Annotated in this window: 18 protein-coding genes; 16 read left to right on the top strand and 2 right to left on the bottom strand. The window is 56.8% G+C overall.

Annotated elements, in window-relative coordinates; all coding sequences use genetic code 11:
• Positions 1-39: 39 nt before the first annotated feature.
• The 10 genes from AQ1_RS08465 to AQ1_RS08420 all read left to right on the top strand — a co-directional run bounded on the left by AQ1_RS08465 (position 40) and on the right by AQ1_RS08420 (position 14,482).
• Positions 40-1,326 (top strand): Coenzyme F420 hydrogenase/dehydrogenase, beta subunit C-terminal domain, encoded by a 1,287-nt coding sequence (locus AQ1_RS08465; RefSeq protein ID WP_052371132.1) that lies wholly within the window; start codon positions 40-42, stop codon positions 1,324-1,326.
• Positions 1,327-1,414: 88 nt separating this feature from the next.
• Entirely contained in the window at positions 1,415-2,479 is a 1,065-nt protein-coding gene (locus AQ1_RS08460; RefSeq protein WP_042086282.1) for an oxidoreductase, read from the top strand.
• 97 nt (positions 2,480-2,576) lie between these two features.
• The gene (locus tag AQ1_RS08455; RefSeq protein ID WP_150007224.1) at positions 2,577-3,173 is read left to right on the top strand and encodes an RNA polymerase sigma factor; all 597 of its coding nucleotides are present in this window, start codon (positions 2,577-2,579) and stop codon (positions 3,171-3,173) included.
• Between the two features lie 51 nt (positions 3,174-3,224).
• Positions 3,225-4,268 carry a FecR family protein gene (locus AQ1_RS08450; RefSeq protein ID WP_042086279.1) on the top strand — a complete coding sequence of 348 codons (1,044 nt, stop codon included), beginning with the start codon at positions 3,225-3,227 and terminating at the stop codon, positions 4,266-4,268.
• A 196-nt stretch (positions 4,269-4,464) separates the two neighbouring features.
• A complete protein-coding gene (locus AQ1_RS08445; protein WP_462687118.1) occupies positions 4,465-7,680 on the top strand; it encodes a TonB-dependent receptor in 3,216 nt (1,071 codons plus the stop codon).
• 173 nt (positions 7,681-7,853) lie between these two features.
• Positions 7,854-9,410: a tryptophan halogenase family protein gene (locus AQ1_RS08440; RefSeq protein WP_042086277.1), complete on the top strand. Its 1,557-nt coding sequence runs from the start codon at positions 7,854-7,856 to the stop codon at positions 9,408-9,410.
• A gap of 28 nt (positions 9,411-9,438) precedes the next feature.
• A complete protein-coding gene (locus tag AQ1_RS08435) occupies positions 9,439-10,215 on the top strand; it encodes a SapC family protein (protein ID WP_042086275.1) in 777 nt (258 codons plus the stop codon).
• A complete protein-coding gene (locus AQ1_RS08430) occupies positions 10,215-10,952 on the top strand; it encodes a DUF6445 family protein (protein WP_161760508.1) in 738 nt (245 codons plus the stop codon). The genes AQ1_RS08435 and AQ1_RS08430 overlap by 1 nt, the downstream gene beginning before the upstream one ends.
• Before the next feature lie 61 nt (positions 10,953-11,013).
• Positions 11,014-12,573 carry a sodium/sugar symporter gene (locus tag AQ1_RS08425; protein ID WP_042086274.1) on the top strand — a complete coding sequence of 520 codons (1,560 nt, stop codon included), beginning with the start codon at positions 11,014-11,016 and terminating at the stop codon, positions 12,571-12,573.
• 145 nt (positions 12,574-12,718) lie between these two features.
• Positions 12,719-14,482, top strand: coding sequence for a thiamine pyrophosphate-requiring protein (locus AQ1_RS08420; RefSeq protein ID WP_152550409.1), 1,764 nt, complete (start codon positions 12,719-12,721; stop codon positions 14,480-14,482).
• On the opposite strand, the gene AQ1_RS08415 is transcribed toward AQ1_RS08420, so the two are convergent.
• Positions 14,456-16,111, bottom strand: a complete 1,656-nt coding sequence (locus AQ1_RS08415; protein ID WP_042086272.1) for an acyl-CoA synthetase — start codon at positions 16,109-16,111, stop codon at positions 14,456-14,458. The genes AQ1_RS08420 and AQ1_RS08415 overlap by 27 nt on opposite strands.
• A 167-nt stretch (positions 16,112-16,278) precedes the next feature.
• Between AQ1_RS08415 and AQ1_RS08410 the strand changes: the two genes are divergently transcribed.
• A complete protein-coding gene (locus AQ1_RS08410; protein ID WP_042086270.1) occupies positions 16,279-16,734 on the top strand; it encodes a MarR family winged helix-turn-helix transcriptional regulator in 456 nt (151 codons plus the stop codon).
• 29 nt (positions 16,735-16,763) lie between these two features.
• Here the strand turns inward: AQ1_RS08410 and AQ1_RS08405 are convergent, their stop codons facing one another.
• Positions 16,764-17,966 (bottom strand): OsmC family protein, encoded by a 1,203-nt coding sequence (locus tag AQ1_RS08405; protein WP_150007218.1) that lies wholly within the window; start codon positions 17,964-17,966, stop codon positions 16,764-16,766.
• A gap of 375 nt (positions 17,967-18,341) precedes the next feature.
• Here AQ1_RS08405 and AQ1_RS08400 point away from each other — a divergent pair, with 375 nt between their 5' ends.
• From AQ1_RS08400 to AQ1_RS08380, 5 genes are all read left to right on the top strand, one after another.
• Positions 18,342-19,409 carry a 2Fe-2S iron-sulfur cluster-binding protein gene (locus AQ1_RS08400; protein WP_042086268.1) on the top strand — a complete coding sequence of 356 codons (1,068 nt, stop codon included), beginning with the start codon at positions 18,342-18,344 and terminating at the stop codon, positions 19,407-19,409.
• Positions 19,409-20,377: an SDR family NAD(P)-dependent oxidoreductase gene (locus AQ1_RS08395; RefSeq protein WP_042086266.1), complete on the top strand. Its 969-nt coding sequence runs from the start codon at positions 19,409-19,411 to the stop codon at positions 20,375-20,377. Before AQ1_RS08400 ends, AQ1_RS08395 begins: the two co-directional genes overlap by 1 nt.
• A gap of 4 nt (positions 20,378-20,381) precedes the next feature.
• Entirely contained in the window at positions 20,382-21,095 is a 714-nt protein-coding gene (locus tag AQ1_RS08390) for a Phenylacetic acid catabolic protein (protein ID WP_052371128.1), read from the top strand.
• Positions 21,096-21,131: 36 nt separating this feature from the next.
• Positions 21,132-22,196, top strand: coding sequence for a gentisate 1,2-dioxygenase (gene gtdA, locus AQ1_RS08385; protein ID WP_042086264.1), 1,065 nt, complete (start codon positions 21,132-21,134; stop codon positions 22,194-22,196).
• The coding region (locus AQ1_RS08380) for a hypothetical protein (protein ID WP_152550408.1) at positions 22,193-22,565 on the top strand (373 nt) is incomplete at its 3' end. The genes gtdA and AQ1_RS08380, both read left to right, overlap by 4 nt.

Below are 22,565 nucleotides of genomic sequence, written 5' to 3'. Positions count from 1 at the left end.
TCAAGGATCATGGAAAGACCCTCAGCAGACAGGCAAAAAATGAGCGACAGCCAGGAAGAAAGGCCATCCATCACCCGCCAATTGGCCCAAAAGGGGCTCATCAGCCCGCCTTTGGTGGGAGCGGCGCGCCCCGGCTTATGCACCGATTGCGGGGTTTCGCGGATGGGCGCGGGCCAGGATCGCGGCAAGGCCTGCGGGCGGGCCTGCCAGTTCATCGCTCCGGATTATCCGGCCATGGAAAAAGCCGTGCATGGCCGCGCTGCCGATCCAGACCTTGGCGATGAGCGGTTTTTCGGGGTGATCCACTCTATGATCCGGGCGCGCCTCGATCCCCCCGCCGAACAAGCCCAATGGACCGGATTGACCACGGCCCTTGCCGCACAATTACTGGAACAGGGGCATGTGGATGCGGTGCTGACCATGGCCCCCCATCCCGATGATCGCTGGAAGCCGGTGCCGGTGATGGTCACCGATCCGGCGGCGCTGGCCCATTGCCGAGGGATGCGGATGGGCTATGCGCCTTTGCTATCGCTTCTGGAGCCAGCGCAGGCGATGGGCTATCGGCGCTTGGCGGTGATTGGGATTCCCTGCCAGATCTATGCCTTGCGGGCTTTGGAGCAGACTTTGGGGTTCGAGCGCATCCATGTCATTGGCACGCCCTGTTCGGATAATACCACCACCGATGCCTTTCATCATTTTCTGTCCTTGCTCGAACCCGATCCCGATCGCATCAGCTATCTGGAATTTCGCACCGATTACAGGGTGGAATTGCGCTTTGATGATGGCCGCCCGCCGCGCACCATCCCGTTTTTGAAGCTGCCTTTGAGCAATCTGCCCGCCGATTTTTTCCCCCTCACCTGCAAATCCTGTGTGGATTATACCAATCGTCTTGCGGATATCACGGTGGGCTATATGGGGGGCGATGGCGATCAATGGGTGATCGCCCGCAATGAGCGCGGGGCGGATCTGCTGGCGCTTTTGGGGGATCGGCTGGTGCGTCGGCCTTTAGCCGATAAAGGGCGGCGGAAGGGGGCGGTCACCGGATTTCTGCACAATACCGAACGTGCGGCAGGCGGCCTGCCTTTGCGCCGGATGCCCGGCTGGTTGCGCCCGATTGTTGCGTTCCTGCAGCCGCGTTTGGGGCCAAAGGGGCTGGAATTTGCCCGTGCCCGCCTTGAGATGAAAGCCATCGAAACCGTGCTGCATCTGCGCCGGGCGCATCCGGCCCGGCTGAAAAACATGGTGCCCGCCCATGTTTGGGATCTGGTGGCGGCTTATGGCCTTCGCCCCCGCCCGACCGAGAAAAAATCCATCAAATCCCCTTGAGAATGAAAAGCAAATATATCTCGCTTCATGATTGTGGGGCACAGTGCGTGCGCTTTGTCATGAAAACTGAAAAATAAGGACCTTCGCCATGGACCGGATCAAAGTGGGGCTATTGGGCTATGGCCTTGCGGGATCGGTTTTTCATGCCCCGCTGATCGGGCTGGAGCCCCGGATGCATCTGGCCGCCATTCACAGCAGCCGGGCAGAGCAGATCGCCCAAGATTGCCCGGGGGCAGCGGTGATGGGATCGGCGGATGATCTGATCGGGCGTGATGATCTGGATCTGATCGTGGTGGCCACCCCCAATGACAGCCATTTCACTTATGCTCAAAAGGCGCTGGAAGCGGGAAAGCATGTGGTGGTGGATAAACCGCTGGCGCTGGATGCCGGGCAGGCCGATGCGCTGATCGCGCTGGCACAAAAGGAAAAGCGGCATCTTTCGGTGTTTCAGAACCGGCGCTGGGATAGTGGTTTTTTAAGCCTGCAATCCGCGATGGCCCAAGGCCGATTGGGGGCTGTGTCATGTGTTGAGCTGCATTTTGATCGTTTTCGCCCACAGATCAAACAAGGCTGGCGCGAGGTGCCCGCGCCGGGGGCGGGGGTGCTTTATGATCTGGGGGCGCATCTGATCGATCAGGCGCTGTGCCTGTTTGGTCAGCCGGATGCGATCACCGCCGATTGCCAGCAGCAAAGGCCGGGGGCGCGGGTTTGTGATTATTTTCATCTGGTTCTGTTTTACGGCCCCCGCCGGGTGGTTTTGCATGTCACCACCCTTGCCCCCAAACCCGGCCCCACCATCATGGCCCATGGGGATGGGGGCAGTTTTTTTGCCTATGGGCTCGATCCTCAGGAAGCCTGGCTGAAGGCGGGCCGGCGGCCTGATGATCATCAGGCGGGGGCTTTATGGGGGGGTGATCTGCCGCTTGTGGATGTGGCGCTTTTTGATGCCGAGGGGGGTGCCATCGGGCTATTGCCGGGGGATCAACGGGCGGTGCCGGGGCATTATGGCGCTTTTTATGGCGGCATGGCCAAAGCGATCCTTGATGGGGCGGATGTGCCGGTCGATCCTTTGAATGCCCGCCAAGGCCTTTCAATATTGGCGGCGGCAGAGGAAAGCAGCAAAACAGGCTGCCGCATGGCCTGTGATGGATGAAATGGCTTTTAAGGCGCGGGCGGGCAATGATTATAATCTTCCATTATTTTTACGTGATATGACATAATCTGAGTTGGTTTTTTTTTGGGGAGTTTTTGTGGACGATCATTCCGGCCATGGCAACAAAGGCGCTGTTGCCCCGACAGAGGAAGCGGACCAACCCGCCGATCCGGCGGGGGATGCCGGGCGTGATATTCACAGCACCTATCTTGAATCCGCGCCGATCCTGCAGCATTATGTCAGGCAATTGATGCCAAAGGGTACCGATAAAAGCGAGGTGGATGACATCATGCAGGATGTTTATCTGCGGGCTTTTGCGGCCCGGAAATCGGAAAAGCTGGAGAATGCCAAAGCCTATCTGTTTCGCATTGCGCGCAATCTCTCTTTTAAGGCGCGGGCGGGGCAGAAAAAAAATGTGATCAGCCTTCTGGAGGATTTGGCATCCCAGGGGATTATAGACGATGTGGTGGCGATTGATGAGCAGCTCCATCAAAAAAAACGCCTGATGATGTTTGCCCAAGCGGTTGAAACCCTGCCACCTCAGTGTCGGCAGGTTTTTATTTTGCGACAGATGAAAGGTCTGTCGCATAAGGAGATCGCCAAAACACTGGGGATTTCTGTGAGTACGGTGGAAAAGCACATTGCCAAAGCCCTGCAGCTTTGCGCAAAATACATGAATGAATGCGGTTATTGAGTCCATCCCCGGCTTTGGCCGCTTTTTTCGACTTTGAAAGACAATCAAGGCATGTCGGATACGTCATCAACTGAAATCGATCTCATCGAAAGCGAGGCCTGTGCCTGGCTGGCGCAGATCGATGGCGGGCCGATGTCGGATGGGGATCGCAAGGCTTTGCAGGAATGGATCGGCCGCAGCCCATCGCACAAGCAGATTTTTGAACAGATGGCGCGGCGCTTTTTGCAGCTTTCTGTGGCTTTTGATGAAGATGCGGATCAATCGACATCGCGGGTGGCCGCATCGCGGTCAGGTGCGGGGGCGGCTTTTTTGGGCGGTTGGGGGATGCGGTCATGGCGTCATCTGGCCATGCCGGCCTTTGCCATTTTATGCCTTTTGGCGGTGGCGCGCTTATATCTGCCCATAAGCCCCGCGCCCATCAGCCAAAGCTATTATTCCGATATCGGCCAGCAGCGGGTGATCGATCTGGCCGATGGTTCGGTGATCACCCTCAATACCAGAACACGGATTGATGTGGCCTATTCGGATCAGGCGCGCATCATCCAATTGATCTATGGCGAAGCGCTTTTCGATGTTGCAAAAGACCCCAACCGGCCCTTTCGGGTTTTGACCCAGATGGGTGGGGTGAAGGCCGTGGGAACCGTTTTCTCGGTCCGCGTGCGCGAAGGGGATATCGAGGTGCTGGTGGAAGAAGGCACCGTGGAGCTCTCCGCCCATGATATTGAAAAACCATCCGATGCCATTTCCGATGCGCAGCCCCGGCCCGGCATTATCCTGTCATCAGGGCGGCGGGCGGCCTTTAATAAAAACGAGCAGGTGATCAGTGTTCTTGATCCACAGCAGTTGCAACAGCGCCTGTTGTGGCGTCAGGGGCAATTGGTGTTTGATGCCGATCCGCTGGCCCGGGTGATTGATGAAATCAGCCGCTATACGCCGATCAAGATCGTGATTTCCGATCCCCAATTGCTGGATATGCCGATCAGCGGCCATTTCAAGGCGGGTGAGGTGGATGCGCTTTTGGATGCTTTGGAGCAGGGCTTTGGCCTGCGTATCGAAAAATACGGTCAGCGTTTGGTTTATGTATCCCAAGCCTGAATCTCTTGGGCCTGAATCTCCTGGGCCTGAATCTCCTGGGCCTGAGTATCCTGAGCCTGATCACGGCTTTCTTTCATAAAATGATTTCATATCTAAAAAAATTTCAAGCTAGACTAGAGGATCATCGCCGCTAGCGGATTATAGCTATCGGCGTTCGAATTTTTAAAAAACGAGCGCGACTGACATGGGATACCAAATGGGGAGGCAGTTGGTTCTGGTCGGGCTCGGCGGTGCGATGCTGTGCGTGGGGGGCAATGTGCTGATGGCACGGCCTGCTTTGGCGCAGATTGCACAGGAAAAAGAAAGCGCGGATCGGCCATCCGGCCTTGTCTTCGCCTTTGATATTCCTGCCATGGCTTTGGCAGATGCCTTGCGCAAATTCTCGACCATCACCAACAGGTCTCTTCTTTTTTCCCAGAATGTAATCGGGGACGTTCGCACGAACGGACTCATTGGGGAGTTTTCGGTTGAAACCGGGCTCAACCGGCTGTTGTCCGGCACGGGCCTGAGCGCTCAGGTCACATCATATGATGTCATCCTTGTGACCGGCGGGCGCCAACCGATAGAAAAAAAGGAAGATCAGGTGAGGCACCAAAACAGAGCGAAGCTATTGGGCAGTGTTGCCACGCTTTCGGCATTATTTTCATCATCGGTGGCCGAAGCGCAGGATGTTTCAACCGCAGATGACGGGTTTGTTCTTGAAGAAATCGTCGTCAGCGGTATTCGCGGCAGCCTGCGCAGCGCCCGCGATACCAAACGCAATGCATCGGGCGTGGTCGATTCCATCGCCGCCGAAGATTTCGGCAAATTTCCCGATGCCAATCTGGCGGAATCCTTGCAGCGCATCACCGGTGTTTCCATTGATCGCTCGGGCGGTGAAGGGCAGTTCATCACCGTCCGTGGCTTTGGCCCCGAATTCAATACGGTTCTGGTGAATGGCCGTCAGATCGCGTCCGAAGATCTGTCGCGCGCCTTTTCCTTCGATACCATCGCCGCCGAACTGGTGAATGGCATCACCGTGCATAAATCCTCCACCGCAACCCTGCAATCGGGCGGGATCGGCTCCACAGTCAATATCAAAACGGCGCGGCCCTTTGATGTGAACGGCTTCAAATTCGTTGGCAATGTGAAGGCGAATTACGAAGAAAACAGCGATGAAGTCTCGCCGCAGGCATCGGGCCTGATCAGCAATACCTTTGCCGATGGCAAGCTGGGGATTTTGCTGGCGGCATCCTATCAAAAGCGCGAAACAAGGCTGGATGCGCTGGCATCTGATGGCTGGCTTGAAAATGTCGGCATTCCGCAGGCCGAGATCAATGGCGGGGCCGGTTTTGATGGCAATATCTTCTCGCCGCGCAATCTGGATACCCGCGTCACCTTCGAGGATCGCGAGCGCATCGGCGGTAGCCTCGTCTTGCAATATGCGCCTACCGACAATCTGCAATTCACCGTCGATGGCCTTTATTCATCCTTTGATGTGAAATCGGATTCCAATTCTTTGGGGCATTGGTTCACCGCCCCCAATGCTGAAAATGTGCAGCTTGATGCCAATGGAACGGTGATCGATCTCTTTCAGGAAGTGGGTCTTTCCACTGATTTCAATGCCAAAACCTTTGATCGTCTCACCGATACCTATCTGATCGGCGTGGAAGCGGATTGGCAGGTCACGGACTCTGTTCGCGTCAAGGTCGATGGCAATTTCTCGAAAGCCGAACGGGCCGCGAATAATGGCGGGGCCGAGTTGAATTCGATCATCGGTTTTGCCAATCGTGTGCGCTTTCAATCCGATGATAAACGTCTGCCTTTCCTGAGCGAATTTGATACCGCCAATCCCAATATCTTCAGCGGTCAGCAGGAATTGGATGGCGTGGCCAATCTGCCCGGGGTCACCCCGGATGGCGTCTCCAATTTCCTTGATCCGGCCAATGGCGATCCGCATGTGCAGATCCGGGGCGGCTGGGAAGTGGATGATAAAGTCCGGCAGTTGAAATCCGATTTTGAATGGGATGAAGGGGCAAGTCAGGGCCTTACCAAATTGCGCGCGGGGCTTTATTATTCCAAACAAACGAAAAAACTTACCCGCTGGGATAATACCTTCGGACCCCATTGCACCTTCTGCGGCTTCCCCGATGAGCCGGAAATCCCGGCCGGATCGCAAACCGTTTTCGATCTGGGTGATGGCTTCCTTGGTGGGATCGATGGCAGCGAGCGATTATTTACCGAAATCCTGGTCCATGATCCCGAAGCCCTGATCGCCTTTTTGGAAAATGAAAGCGGCGTGAGCTTTGATGCCGTGCGCCGGGGCAATTCCTTTGCCGTTTCAGAAGAAACCTTTTCCGGTTATCTGGAAATGGAATTTGTCGGTGAATTCATGGGCCGTCCGATCGATGTGGTGGCCGGGGTGCGGGCCGAAGCCACCGATGTGGGGGTGAGCGGCACCGATGAGCCAATCACCCGGCTGAGCATTCTGGATCGCACGGAATTATTGGCGGAACGCGCGGCGGTGATCCCAATCCAGGAAAGCTCGTCTTATGATGCGCTGCTGCCCAATCTGGCCGTGCGCTATGAAGTCAGGGATAATCTGATCACCCGCTTTGCGGCATCGCAAACCCTCACCCGGCCAAACTTGGATGCCATGTCGCCGGTGTTTAACGTCACCACCACCCGGCAGGGCGGCGATTTTACCGCCACCAGCGGCAATCCCGATCTTCAGCCCTTCAAATCGGATAACCTCGATCTTTCGGTGGAATATTATTTCGGGCAGTCGAATTATATTTCCTTCGGTCTGTTCCGCAAGGATGTGAGCAATTTCATCGTCAATGCCCAGATGGATGAAACCGTTGAAACCGCGTCGGGCGCTCTGCTCACCGACCCTTCGACGGGGGCTGATGTTTTTGCTCCCGATCCGCAAGATGGCCTTGCGGTGTTTCGCGTCACCCGCCCGATCAATGGCGAAAATGCCGTGATCAGGGGGCTTGAAGCCGCCGTCCAATATTCCTTTGGCGAAAGCGGTTTTGGGATGCTGCTCAATGGCACCATCGTCACCGGATCGGTGGATTTCGACCCCAGCGATGTCAGCCAGATCTTTGCTCTCACCGGCCTGAGCGATTCCGCCAATGTGGTGGGCTTTTATGATAAGGGCCCATTTGAATTCCGCGTAGCCTATAATTGGCGCGACAGCTTCTTGCAGTCGCTGACCCAAATCAATGGCGATGGGGTGACTTTTGTGCGCTCTTTTGCGCAGGTCGATATCAGCGGCGGCGTGCAGGTGACCGATTATCTGCGGGTGTTTTTTGAAGGCACCAACATCACCAATGAAAAGCTGTTCAAGCATGGGCGCTTTGATAATCAGTTCCTGCTGGCAGAAGAAAGCGGCCCGCGCTATGCCTTGGGCGTGCGGATGAATTTCTGATCGCTTTGATCATCAGGCGGCCATTGGGCTGCTCGGGCACAGGCATCGGCCATCAGGGCGGGTGCCTGTGTCGGCCTGATAAGCACTGGATAAGGGGGAAAACCCGCCAGAGCTTTATGGCCGCTAAAGCTTTTTTGGCCAGCTAAAGTCTTTTTTGGGGAGATATAAAGCCGATGAGCAAGGCAATCAGATCCATTGTGATTGTGGGTGGTGGCTCGGCGGGCTGGCTGACCGCTGGCCTCATTGCTGCCGAGCATCGCGCTTATGAAAAAGATGGCCTTTCGGTCACTTTGGTGGAATCCCCCACCGTGCCCACCATCGGGGTTGGTGAAGGCACCTGGCCCACCATGCGGGCGACCCTGATTAAATTGGGCATTTCCGAAACCGATTTTTTCAAGGAATGCGATGCATCCTTCAAACAGGGCGCAAAATTCCAGCGCTGGGTCACCGGGCGCGATGATGATTTTTATTATCATCCCCTGATGCTGCCCCAAAGCTTTCAATCCTTTGATCTTGCCCCTTATTGGAAAAAGATCGTTTCGAGTACGAAACAAAAAATATCCTTTTCCGATGCGGTGTGTTTCCAGGAAGCGATGTGCGAGCGCAATCTGGCGCCCAAGCTGATCACCACGCCGGAATATGAAGCGGTTGCCAATTATGCCTATCATCTGGATGCGGGGAAATTTGGCGCATTTTTGCAAAGCCATTGCACCCAAAAGCTGGGCGTGCGCCATATTCTGGATGATGTGAAGGGCGTGGTGGCGGCGGATACTGGCGATATTGCGGGGCTGGAAACCGCAGCATCGGGGCGGATCGAGGGCGATCTGTTCATTGATTGCACCGGCTTTTCATCGCTTTTGCTGGGCCGGCATTATGATGTGCCCTTCAAGCCCTGTGATGATGTGCTGTTCATTGATCGGGCTTTGGCGGTGCAGGTGCCCTATGCCCAAGATGATGATCCTATCGTGCCGCATACCCTTTCCACCGCGCAATCGGCGGGCTGGGTGTGGGATATTGGGCTCCCCAGCCGCCGGGGTGTGGGCTATGTGTATTCCAGCCGCTATCAAAGCGAAGAGGCCGCCACCGAAACCTTGCGCGCCTATGTGGGCCCTGCTTTTGATCGGCTTTCGGTGCGCCAGATTCCCATCCGTTCGGGCCATCGCGAAACCTTTTGGCGCCATAATTGCGTGGCGGTCGGCCTTTCGGCGGGCTTTCTGGAGCCTTTGGAAGCCTCGGCGCTGGTTTTGATCGAATTATCGGCGGATATGATCGCCAAAAACATGCCCGCCTGCCGCGATGTGATGGATCTGGCAGCCAAGCGCTTCAATGAAACAACAGCCTATCGCTGGGATCGGATCATCGATTTTTTGAAGCTGCATTATATGCTGAGCCAGCGCACCGACAGTGCTTTCTGGATCGATAATCGCGATCCGGCCACCATTCCGGAAAGCCTGCGCCAGCAATTAGAGATCTGGCGCTATCAAGCGCCCGGCAATGCCGATTTCACAAGTAATAATGAAGTTTTCCCGGCGGCCAGCTATCAATATGTTTTGTATGGCATGGGGTTTGAAACAGATTTCAGCTATCAGGCCCATCGCCTGCACAGGGAAAAAGATGCCATGACCCTTTTTGGAAAAAATGCCAAACAAAAAGATCAGGTTTTGCGCGCCTTACCTAAAAATCGCGATTTGATCGAAAAGATCAGGCGCACCGGCCTGCAGGCGATTTGAACGGGATCATGAGGGGGAATGATCGATCATGACTGAACTCATAGCGCTTCATCCCGCGCATCATCGCAAGCTGCGGGTCGATCCCGATCAGGTGGAAGCCCATAGCGCCAGCGTGCGGATGATGCCGGTGGTGATCTCGGAATTTCTGAAGGCGGCAACGCAATTTCCCTTATTGCTCACCAAAAATGCAGATAGCGGCTTTTTTACTGCCATCGCTCTGTGTGGATTTGAGGAGGGGGAAAATCTGTTTTGGCGGCAGGGGGAATGGGATGCCCTTTATGTGCCTTTGAATGTGCAGCGCCAGCCTTTTTTTGCTGGTCGCCCTCAGCAAAGTGCCAAGGATCGATCCGATACAGGCCATGATTTCGTTTTGTGCATCGATCCCGAAAGCCCCAGCCTTGGCAGTGAAAAAGGCGAAGCGCTGTTTGATGCGGCGGGCGCGCCCACGCCCTATCTGCAATCCATGCAGGATATTCTGGCTCAGCTTGTTGCCGGTGAAGCGGCCACCCGGGCCTTCATCGAAAAGCTGGTGCACTATAAGCTGCTGACCCGTCTGGCCCTTGAAATCACCCTCGATGATGGCGAGCAGATGAAGGTGCAGGGGGTTTACACCATCGACGAGGATGCGCTGGAAGCGGCCCCGATTGCGGTGATTGATGAACTGCGCCAGCAGGGCCATTTGCCCGCCCTTTATGCGATGATCGTTTCGCTGGGCCATATTTTTGCTTTGGTGCAGCGGAAAAACAAGATGATGGCGCAGGCTGGCCAATGGTTTCAGCCCGATCCCGCCCAAAGCGCTTCCTGATGGCGGCGATGGCCATGCCTTCATCTTCAGGCCTGCAGCGGGGGGCGGCGATCAGCGGGATCATCGCCCATGAAAGCCTTGATGGCTATCGGGTTCTGGTGATTGATGATCTGCTCGATGATCCTGACCGGATGCGGACCGAGGCGGCCACGGCCGGGCCTTATGATCGCGAGCCGGGCAATTATTATCCCGGCCTGCGCGCCCCGGCTCCCGCTGCTTATGGCGATTTTCTGGCGGGGTTCATCAGCCACCATCTGGCTGAACCCTTGGGCCTTTCGCCTGATACACCCCCCCTGGCGGTGCAATGCCTGTTTTCGCTGGTCACCCAAGCGCCGGAAAGCCTGCTGCCCATTCAATCGATCCCGCATTTCGATAGCAGCGATCCCGGCCATATCGCGGTGGTGCATTATCTGTTCAAACAGGATTTTGGCGGCACCTCTTTTTATCGCCATAAAGGCACCGGCCATGATGCCATCACCAGCAATCGCGCCCGCGCCTATCAAAAGGCACTGGCCGCCGATGCCAGCCGGATCGGCCTGCCAAAGCCGGGCTATATGGGGTCTGATAGCGCCCTTTTCGCGCGCACGGCACAGATTGCACCGCGCTATAATCGGGCGGTGGTTTATCCCGGCTGCCTTTTGCATGCGGGCGATATCGGTGCGGCCTTTGGCTTTTCATCCGATCCCCTGGAGGGGCGGCTTACGATCACATCCTTTCTGAGGTTCCCATCATCATGAACGATTGTTATACACAGCGTTTAAAAATCATATTTATGCAGCCATATAAAGGATATCATGGATGCTGAGCTCATTGGATTATGGTGTTCTGGCGGTTTATGCGATCGCTATTTTTTCTCTGGCGCAATATGTTTCGCGCGAAAAAGCGGGCCATCAAAAAGATAGCGGCGATTATTTTCTGGCCGGAAAAAGCCTGCCCTGGTGGGCCATCGGGGCGTCTTTGATTGCCGCCAATATCTCGGCGGAACAGATCATCGGCATGTCGGGCTCGGGCTATGTTCTGGGGCTGGCCATTGCCTCTTATGAATGGATGGCGGCGATCACCCTGATCATCGTGGGCAAATATTTTCTGCCGATTTTTCTGCGCAATAATATCTCGACCATGCCGCAATTTCTGGAAAAGCGCTTTGATCACCGGGTGCGGGTGGTTCTGGCGGTGTTCTGGCTTGGGGTTTATGTGTTTGTCAATCTCACGGCCGTGATCTGGCTGGGCGGTTTGGCAATCCACACGGTGACCGGGGCCGATCCGGTGCTAAGCCTTGTGGGATTAGGGATTTTTGCCGGGGCCTATTCCCTTTATGGTGGGTTGAAAGCGGTGGCGCTGACCGATATTTTCCAGGTGGTTCTGCTGGTGTTCGGCGGCCTTTTGATCGCCTATATCGCCCTTGATACCATCGCCGATGGCCGGGGCGTTCTGGCCGGTTTTGGCCTGCTGCTCGAACGCTTCCCCGAAAAATTCGATATGATCCTCTCGCCCGACAATCCCAATTACAAAGATCTTCCGGGCATTTCGGTGCTGATCGGCGGCATGTGGATCATGAATTTGTCTTATTGGGGCTTTAATCAATATGTCATCCAAAGGGCCCTGGCCGCCAAAAGCCTGAGAGAAGCGCAAAAAGGCATTGCCTTTGCCGCCTATCTCAAGCTGTTGATGCCGGTGATCGTGGTGCTGCCGGGTATGGCGGCGCTGATTTTGGCCCCCGATCTCAAAACCCCCGATCAGGCCTATCCGGCGGTGATGAGCCTGCTGCCCGCCGGGATCATGGGATTGGTTTTTGCAGCCCTTGTGGCGGCGATCATTTCCTCTTTGGGATCGATGACCAATTCCATCGCCACCATTTTCACCCTTGATATCTATGCCCCCATGCACAAGGCGGCGAGCCAGAAAAAACTGGTGATGATCGGTCGGATCGTCTCCGTAACGGCCCTTCTGACAGCCATGATCACCGCCCGCCCTTTGCTGGGACAGTTCGATCAGGCTTTCCAGTATATTCAAGAATTTACCGGCTTTTTCACACCCGGTATTGTGGTGATCTTCTTGCTGGGGATGTTCTGGCCCAGGGCCAATGCCGCAGGTGCGCTCAGCGGGGCCATCGGTTCGGCGGCTTTATCGCTGGGGCTGAAGCTGTTCTGGCCCGCCTTGCCCTTCATCGATCGGGTGGGGCTGGTGTTTTTGCTGTGCCTTGGGATCGCTGCCGTTGTTTCGTTGGCTTTCCCCGATAAAACCCCGGCATCCCAGATCGAATTGGGTGATGTGGATTATAAAACCAGCGGCAGCTTTAATGTGGCGACCATTGGGGTGCTGTTGATTTTGGCCGCGCTCTATGCGGTCTGGTGGTAATTTTTGGGGCTGAGCCAGAGTTCTGACACCGGGATTTCACAGATCGATCAATAAAATCCTTGCTGTCCTAAATATGTTAGGTCACCATACAGTCTGTTGTTAATGGGATGTGCTTATTTATGGGCATGGCCGATGGCGGGGGCTGATGATGCGTGATCAAAATCATGATAATTTGGGCGTTCAGGATAAGCTGGATTTGCCGGTCGAAACCACGGCGGAAGCCCTGCTGGCGGTGATGAAGGCGCGGGGGATCGATTATCTTTTCGCCAATCCCGGCACCGATTTCCCGGCGATCATCGAAGCCTATGCCCGGGCACCGCAATCGGGGCTTTCCTTGCCCCAGCCCATTCTGGTGCCCCATGAAAATGCTGCGGTCTCGATGGCCCATGGCTATTATCTGGGCAGCGGGCGGATGCAGGCGGCGATGGTCCATGTCAGCGTGGGGCTGGCCAATAGCCTGTGTGCCCTGCTCAATGCCGCGCGGGAAAATGTGCCGATCTTTTTTGGCGCTGGCCGCACCCCGATCACCGAAAGCGGTTCGGCATCAAGCCGCGATGTGTCGATCCATTGGGGTCAGGAAATGTATGATCAGGCCGGGATGCTGCGCGAAGCGGTGGTTTGGGATTATGAATTGCGCCCCGGCACGGCGATGGACACGATGGTGGATCGGGCCATGGCGCTGGCCACAAGCGATCCGGGCGGGCCGATTTATTTAGGAATGCCGCGCGAAACATTGGCGGAACCCGCGCCGACGCTGGCGATTTCACCCCATAGCCGGATCAGCCCCGCGCGGGCCACGGGCATCGATCACAGCCAGATCGAGCAGGCGGCGCAGATATTGGCAGCCGCCAAAAATCCGCTGATCATCACCAGCCGGTCGGGGCGCGATCCCGATGCCGTGGCGGCTTTGGCGGATTTTGCCAGCCTTGCCGCTTGCCCGGTGATTGAATATCGCGCCAATTATCTCAATCTGCCCTCAGATCATCCCATGCAGGCGGGCTTTGATTTCACCGCCGATTTTGCCGATCATGATGTTATTCTGGTCCTCGATACCCCGGCCCCCTGGCTGCCCGCCCGCCATGATTGGCCGCACAAGGCGCTGGTCATTCAGATGGGCAGCGATCCTTTGGCGCAGGATATTCCGATCCGGGGCTTTTCCGCCGATCTGTGCCTTTTATGCCGCCCCGCTTTTGGCCTGCCCGCGCTTTCTCAGGCCTTTGCAAAGGCAGCCCAAGGCCAGCAAAAGGCTATCGATGCCCGCCGCGAAAAACGAAGCCTTGCCCATGAAAAGGCCCGCCATGAATTGAAGGCCCGGCTTTTGGGCAGCGATCCGCAAAAGCCCGAAATTCCCGCCCGGATGACGCCCGCATGGGTCAGCCATTGCCTTGATCGGCTAAAGCCCGAAGATGCGATTATCGTCAATGAAATCGGCTGTATCCGCCCGGTGATGCGCTTTACCCGCCCCGGCAGCTTTTATGGCCCCAGCAATGCGGGCGGTTTGGGTTGGGGATTGCCTGCATCTTTGGGGCTGAAGCTGGCGCAGCCCGATCGCATGGTGATCTGCACCTTGGGCGATGGCAGCCATATGTTTGCCAATCCTGTGGCCTGCCATCAGGTGGCCGCCGCCCATAAGATTGCCACCCTCACCATCGTGTTCAATAATCGCCGCTGGAATGCGGTGAAAACGGCGACGGCCTCGGTCTATCCCGATGGCCATGCCATGCGCGCCAATCTGATGCCGATGACCGCGCTGGACCCATCCCCGGCTTTTCACGAGATCGCCAAAGCCTGTGGCGGCTATGGTGAGGAGGTGAGCGATCCCGCCGCGATGATGGGGGCGCTATCCCGGGCTTTGGAAAAAGTGGCGGCGGGCGTGCCTGCTTTATTGAATGTCATCACCGAACATTGAGCCAAGGGCCGTGCGCCGGATCTTCCCCGATGGGGTGCGCGGCAGGCTTTCAACAAAAGCGATCCGGCGCGGCGCTTTATAGGGCGCGATGGAGGCTTTTACATGATCGATCAGGGATCGGGCATCCGTTTTGCCCTGCTGATCGCTATCATCAGGCCGCAGCACCACCAAAGCCGCTACCAACTGCCCTCGGTCGGCATCGGGCAGGCCGGTGACTGCGCACATCTCCACCGCCGGGTGGCTCATGAGCGCCCTTTCCACCTCGATGGCGGCGATGCTATGGCCTGATGACAAGATCATGTCATCGGCCCGGCCCTTGAACCAGATGCGCCCATCAAGATCAAGGCGGCACAGATCGCCGGTCAGGGTCCAGCCATCCTTGATCACTCCCGCCTGATCGCGGGGATCGAGGAACTGCGCGCCTGTGGGCCCGCGCACCGCAAGGCGACCGGTGCTGCCGGGCCGAAGCGCGGCGCCATCCTTGCCAAGAAGCTTCAGTTCATAGCCCGGCACCGCCCGCCCGGCACAGCCCGGAATGCGGCTCGTTTCATCGGATGCAATATAAGGCCCCAGCATTTCGGTCGAGCCCAAAAGATCGAGAACAGGCACCCCGGTGCGGGCTTCCCAGCTTTCGGCAAGGGTCTGGCTCAGGGGTTCGCCCGCAGAAAAACAGCGCCGCAAGCTGGCTGTGGGCAAATGTGTTTTTGAGGCCAAGCTTATTTTTGAGGCGAGCAGCCGCAAATAAACCGTGGGCACGGTGACCAGGATCGTTGGGCGATAGCGCACCAGATCATCAAGAAGGGCATCAGGGCGGCCATCGGGCGATAACAGGCAGCAGGCCCCCGCCGCCAGTGGGCAGACAAATAAAAGCCCAAAACCATAAGCAAAACCAAGGGATGGGCTGCCAAAAACCAGATCCCCCGGCCCGGCCGCGAAAAGATGATCGCCAAAGCCCCGGGCGAGGGCGACAATGGCCTTATGGCTGTGCACGGCGCCTTTGGGCCGCCCGCTGGTGCCGCTGGTGAATAAAATAAGCGCGGGATCATCGCCCATGCTGTTGATGGCCGTGAAATCTTGGCGAAAGGCGGCCGCTTCTATCAGCAGATCCGCATCAAGGATCAGCTTCAGGGGCGGTGTGGCGCTGTTCGCCATTGCTTTTTGCCGGGCCATATCAAGATTGGGATCCTGATCCGATCCGCATAAAACAAGGGCGGGCCGGGTGCTGCTGAGCACATGGTGCAATTCTGAAGGGCCGAGGAGGGGCGATCCCGGCACGGCAATCCCCCCGGCCAGAAAAATGCCTAAAAGGGCGGCCATCAAAAAGGGGCTATTGGGGCTGCGCAGCACCACCCGCTGGCCCGGCAAAAGGCCGTATTTTTTTTGCAGCAGGGCAGCGAGGCTACAGGCCTTTTCGTTTAGTTCATCAGCGGTCCAGCACAGATCATCGCTGCGGCACAAAGGCTCGCCCTTGGCTTTTTGAAAAGCCGCATCCAGCAAAAAGCGCCCCGCATTCAATTTTTGGGGGAAGTGCAGATGCGGCAGATCATAGATCAGATCGGGGGCCAAAGGGGGGCGCGGCAAGCGATCGAGTATAAAAGGATCAACCAAAGCTGTGGGGCGGGCGTGCATCGGGAAAATTGTCTCCTGCCCTTACAAATAAAAGCGGTGGGGATACGATATGGGGATAAAAGCATTTGGGCAAGATGCACATCGGGTTCAGTGCACGGCCTGCTTGCGACTTTTGGGCATTTGCCTATGATGGTTGTTGAGATGATCATGGCGTGGAAGGATCGGGAATGCCGCCGAAACAGGTGCGGAAAAAAGCGCAGACACTTGATTTTTCAAGTCTTGACGATTTATTCGGTTTTCGCCTGCGCTTGGCACAGGTCAAATTATTTCAACATTTCCGCGAATCTTTGGCCCCCCTGCAGATTACCCCGGGGCAGGCCGGGCTGTTGATTTTGATCCGCGATAATCCGGGTATTTCCCAATCCGATCTGGCCCGCGCCATGCAGGTTGAGCGGGCGACTTTAGGGCAAACCATCGAAGGGCTGGTGCGCCGCGATTTCATTGTGCGCAATCCGCGCCCGGGGGATCGCCGGGCTTATTCCTTGAGCCTGTCGGCGGCAGGGGATGCTTTTGTTGATCAGTTGATCCCTGCCATCCGTGCCCATGAAGCCGATGTGTCCCAAAAGCTGACTGCCATTGAATTTGACCGCCTGCGCAGCCTGCTGCAAAAATTCAATGGGTAGTCAACTGGGGGGGGTGAGCCTTAAAGACCCTATCCGGCCAGTGGTTGGACCCGGATTTTCAGCTTCAGGGCGGTGCGGCAGGCGGCGTGCAAAAAGCAGGTTTGCTCGGCCATGATCATCAGATGGGCGATCTCCGCATCGGGGGCATCGGATCGGATATGCACATGGCTTTGCACGGCTTTAGCGCTCGCCACTTCCATTGTGCCCGATGAAGCGCCGGGCAGGCTGAAGCGGGTATCCTGATGCAGGCTATAATGGCTGAGCGGCAGTTTCTTGATATGGGCAAAGCGCCCGATCTGGGTAAGGTAACAAAAAGCCAGCCCTGCCGATAAATAGGCGAGCCCCGATGGCGCCCGACCGGTGCCGCCAAATTGCGGGGCGCTATCCCCCAAAAAGCGGAAAACGCTGCCGATGGGTTTATAAAGCTGCACCTTGTTTTCCAGCAGGCCATCGGACCGGCGATGGATCAGCCCGCGAATATGCAATTGCCGGCTCTGATCCGCCTGAAGGCTGGTGCCCGCCCCGCCCTCAACGCCAAAAACCGCTTCCGTCTGGCTGAGCTTGGTGACGATATCATCGCGGACATCGGCGCGATCATCGGCTTTGATGCTGTCGAGGATGGCTTGGGGATTGGGCAGGCACGCGCCGTCAATGCGGTTTAAATCTTTGACCTCCAGCGCCTGATCATTGTGGCTGCCGAGAAACTCGCTATCCAGTGCCGCGCGCAGCAGGGCATTGGCGGGGGCGGCCGAAACCGCATCGGCCACAAGCTGCATCAAAGCAGGGCGATCCAGATCGGTTTTGGCGTTGATCGCCAGAACCGGCGGCAGGGCGCTGCCGGTCATGGTGCCTTTAAGGGCTGAACCCTCCATGCCGTAAAAGCTATCAAGGCAAAGCTCCAGATCATCAAGCCGCACCCCGCGGGCATGGGCAAGGTTTTCGATTTCGCAAAAGAGGGAAAATCCCAGGCCGCTGTTGAAATAGGCCAAAGGAAAAGGGGCGAGATCGGTGCCATTGAGATAGGGGCCCTCATCACAGGCAAAATTCCAGATGCGCTGGCTGGCCGCATCCACCACCAGCGCCTGTTTCTGCATCCCTTCCATCGCCCCGGCCACGGTATGGAGATGAAGGGTGCTGGCAGATGATGATCCGCTCATCCATGGCTCCAGCCCATCCACCGGCAGCGCCACGGGGCAGGCAAGGGGCATGTTCATCGTCTGAATGGATTTCAAAGCGGTTGCTCCTTTTGGTGGTCAGGCTTTCATGGGCTTTGGCTGATCGCTTGGACAGATCATTATTTGTCATTATACCTTACAATATAATCTTGCCAAGCGCCTTGCGGCAGGGGCGCGCATTTCTTTGCGATCTAGTGTTCAACATTTTGTGATATCCCGCCATCATACGCCGGACAAATCATGTGTAACTTTTTATATATGCACATGATTTGTCAGAAACCTAAGAAAGTTATGTGAAATTATATTGTTTGTAACCCATACAATTGCTTGACAGGGCCGCCATCCCCTGACACCGTTGCATCTGCAATTTGGAAGCGATGGATTTTAAAATCACATCCGGTTGCGCGGATCACCCGAAAGGTTGTGTGCCACATGAATTTCACTGTTTCGATCAAGGACCGGGATGAACCGATCTCTGTTGAGATGGGGCGCACGATCCTGGATGCCGCCATGCTGGCCGGGGGACCGTTCCCCCATAGCTGCCGCTCGGGTAATTGCGGCACCTGCAAATGCCGGTTGCTTTCGGGCGAGGTGGAAATGTCGCCATTTTCGGAATTTGCTTTGAGCGCCGATGAAGAAAAGCGCGGCTTCATTCTGGCCTGCCGGGCTGTGCCCTGGAGCGATTGTGAAATCGAACTGGCTGATGAAGATGATCAGATGGTGCATCCCATGCGCGATATGGCCTGCGAGGTGAAAGCCATCACCCCTCTCACCCATGATATTATGAGCTTGCGCCTTTCCATCCTTTCGGGCGGGCCCTTTACCTTTACGCCGGGGCAATTTGCCGATGTTGCCTTGCCCGATCAGCCAGCCCGAAGCTGGTCGATGGCCAGCCAGCCCGATGATGATTTCCTTGAATTTTATGTGCGGATTCTGTCCGATGGCCGGGCCAGCCGCTATCTGGCCGATCACCTGCAGCCGGGGGATCAGGTGCGGGTGAAGGGCCCATCGGGCACCGCTGCCCTGCGCGAGGAACGCCGTGGCCCCATCTTGGCGATTGCGGGGGGTTCGGGGCTTTCGCCGATCAAATCGATCATCGATAGGGCCGCAAAACTGGGCTGGGCCGAACCGGTGCATTTTTATTTTGGCGTCCGCGATGAACGCGATCTTTATCTTGTCGATCATTTTGAAGGCTTATGCGCGGCCCATCCCCATTTCCATTTCACCCCGGTTTTATCCGCACCTTCTGATGCCGTGCTGAAGGCGGCGCAGCGGCGCTTTGGCCTTGTTACCGATATCGTAAAAGAAGACCTGCCGCATCTATCGCCCAGCGGCACATTGGAAGGGTTCACCGCCTATCTGGCCGGGCCACCGCCGATGGTGGAAGCGGCGGAGCGGCTATTGCCCGATCTGGGGATCGCCCCCAATGCCATTCATGCCGATGCTTTTTATTCTGAAGCCGATCTTAAAAAGGCTGATCTCGAAAAGGAGACGATCTGATGACCGATGATCTGCAATCGGATGGCCTTTTAGCCGGGCGTGTGGCGATCATCACCGGGGCCGGGCGGGGCATTGGCTTTGCGGTGGCCGAACGCTTTGCGGCCTTGGGCGCGTCTCTTGTGCTGGTGGATGATGGCTCCGGCATCGATGGCCGCGATCCTGAAAAGGGCCTGATCGAACAGCAGCGCGAAGCCCTGATCGCCAAAGGGGCCGATGGCGCGCGGCTGGCGGCTTTGGAGATTGATATCGCCAGCCCCGAAGCTGCGGCCCGCGCGGTGGATCTGGCCATCACGCAATTTGGCGCGGTTGATATTGTGGTGAATAATGCGGCCATCTTGCGCGATGCCATGATTTTCAAGGGCGATCCGGCGGATTTTGATCGCGTGCTCCAGGTCAATCTGTCGGCGGCCTATTATCTGGCCCATGCCGCAACCCCCAAAATGCGCGAACAGGCAAAAGCCGGACGCCCGGGCGGGCGGCTGATTAATATGGTTTCATCCGCGGCATTTTACGGCAATTTCGGCGTTTCGGCCTATGCGAGTGCCAAGGCGGGATTGCTGGGATTGACCCGGGTTCAGGCGCTGGAGCTTGAACGCGCAGGCATCACGGCAAATGCCATCATGCCCTTTGCCGCCACCCGGGTGACCGAAAGCCTGCCGCCCGTGACCGATCTTTTAAAGGAATATCGCGCCCGGGCCCTGCAGCTTCCCGCTCAGCCGGTGGCGGTGGCCTGTGCCTGGCTCGCCTCTGATCTGGGGGCCGGTATCAGTGGCCAATTGATCGGGGTGCGGGGCGGCGATGTGTTTTTGATGAGCCAGCCGCGCCCCATCGCCCATGCCATTGCCCAGGATCAGCCATGGGACGAGCAGGGCCTGGCATCGGCTGCGGCCACGAATTTTTCCGAGCATTATTTTGCCATTCAATCCGATCTCGATGCTTTCAACACCGACCCCATCATCCAAGGATAGCACCATGAGCACATCTGATATTGCTGCTGTGAAAACGATCGAAGATTTTGCCGATCAGGCCGATGAATATAAAGACGCGATCAAAAAGCTGGTCCGCAGCCATGCCATCAATGAACTTTATGGCGCGCAGGTTTTTGATGAGCCGGCCATTGCCCTTGCCCCCACGCCCTATGCCAAATGGCTCACCTGCCGGGTGGCCATGGAAGAATATGGCCATCATGTAAGGTTCAAGGAACTGGGCCAGAAGCTTGGCATGTCGGAAGCTGAACTGATGCCCGGCGGCGATAAAAAGCCCCTGTCGATTTTTGAATATCCTTTGAAAAACTGGGCGGAATTCTGCGTCATCAAGCTTTTGGCCGATCTGGCGGAAATTTTGCAGGTGGAAGATCTGCTGCATTGCACCTTCCATCCTTTGCGCAATCTGGCCCGGGCCACCATGCCGGAAGAAAAATTTCATGCTGATTTCGGAAAGGAATTTACCAGTGAAATGATCCGCACGCCTGAGGGCAAAGCAGCCATTCAGCAGGCGATCAATGATTATTTCCCTGTTTTGCCGGGCTTTTTTGGGCGGGATAAATCCAAAAACAACGAGATTTTCCGCAAATGGGGCATTAAATTACGCAAGAATGAAGATATGCGGGCGGATTATCTCAATCGGGCGCAGGCGCTGGTTGATGAATTGGGGCTGGAATTGCCCGACGTTTCACAAGCGGCGTAATCTGGCGTCAATCGGCGTGATGAAAGGGATCGTGCCATGAACGGCTCGGCGCATAAAAATGATCTGGCCGCCGCCCGCGAAGATTTCTATGGGCGGCTGAAGGGGCGCAATATTTCTGCCCTGTGGACGGTTCTGCACGATCTTGTCACCCCCCAGCCAAGGCCGGAGATGGCGGCGGCCCATTGGGCTTATGCCGATGTGCGGCGCTATCTGATGGAAGCGGGCGATCTGATCACCGCCAAAGAGGCCGAGCGCCGGGCCCTGATCCTTGAAAATCCGGCCTGGCCGGGGGAATCGCGGATTACCCCCACCCTTTATGCCGCCATTCAGCTTGTGCTGCCCGGTGATGTGGCCCCGGCCCATCGCCATACACAATCGGCCCTGCGCTTTGTTCTGGAGGGCAGCGGCGCTTTTACCAGTGTGAATGGCGAACGCACGATCATGGAGCGGGGGGATTTCGTGATCACCCCAAGCTGGACATGGCATGATCATGGCAATGAAACCGATCAGCCGATGATCTGGCTCGATGGTCTAGATATCCCTTTGGTATATTTCATGAATGCAAGCTTTGCCGAACAAGGGACCGAAGATCGTCAGGCCTTGACCAAGCCTGAAAACGATGCCCCGGCGCGCTTTGGCAGCGGTCTTTTGCCGGTGGATTATGAGGCAGCGGCCTTTTCCACTTCGCCAGTGTTCAATTATCCCTATGCCCGCAGCCGATTGGTTCTGGAAAAATTGCGTGCTGCCGGTGTTGTCGATCCCTGCCATGGGATCAAGCAGAAATATGTGCATCCGGGCACCGGCGATTTTGCCATGCCCACCATCGCCACCTTTTTGCAGCTTTTGCCGAGCGGCTTTGCCAGCAAGCCCTATCGCAGCACCGATAGTGCGGTTTTTGTGTGTGTTGAAGGGCGCGGCCACAGCCTGATCGGCGATCAGCGCTTCGATTGGGGGCCGAATGATCTGTTTGTGGTGCCCACCTGGGTGCCGGTGACCCATCATGCCGAGGATGACAGCGTGCTGTTCAGCTATTCTGATCGCGGGGTGCAGCAAAAGCTGGGCCTGTGGCGGGAAGATCGCATGGACGAGGCGCATCCATGAACGCTTTGGCCGCAGAGAGGGGGCACGCAATCGTGCGGGGGCTGATCAGCGATATGGAGGCGGCTTCGTGGTTTGCCGCTGTGGGGGAGCCCCCCACCAAGGGCGAGACGACAACGGCGCTGGCCTATCTGAAGGGCTTGGGCTTCACAGATTGCGTACTCTTTTGGATTGCCGATTGGGCGGATGCCCGGGCGGCGGCAGAGCGCAGCGATTGGTCGCAAAGTTGGTGGCAGCGCGAACAGACGGTTCAGTCTGAACTTTATGCGGCAGCCTTGAACCATCTGGGGGAAGCCCGGCTGCTGCCTTTATTGACCGAAATCACCGACAGCGCCACCCGGCTTTTGCACGGCCCGGCGGCGGTGGCGGCGG

It is taken from the genome of Iodidimonas nitroreducens (genome assembly GCA_000710935.1).
Lineage (GTDB): Bacteria > Pseudomonadota > Alphaproteobacteria > Sphingomonadales > Rhodothalassiaceae > Iodidimonas > Iodidimonas nitroreducens.
Note: the sequence above shows the minus strand (reverse complement) of the source record. Positions and strands in the feature narration are given on the sequence as shown.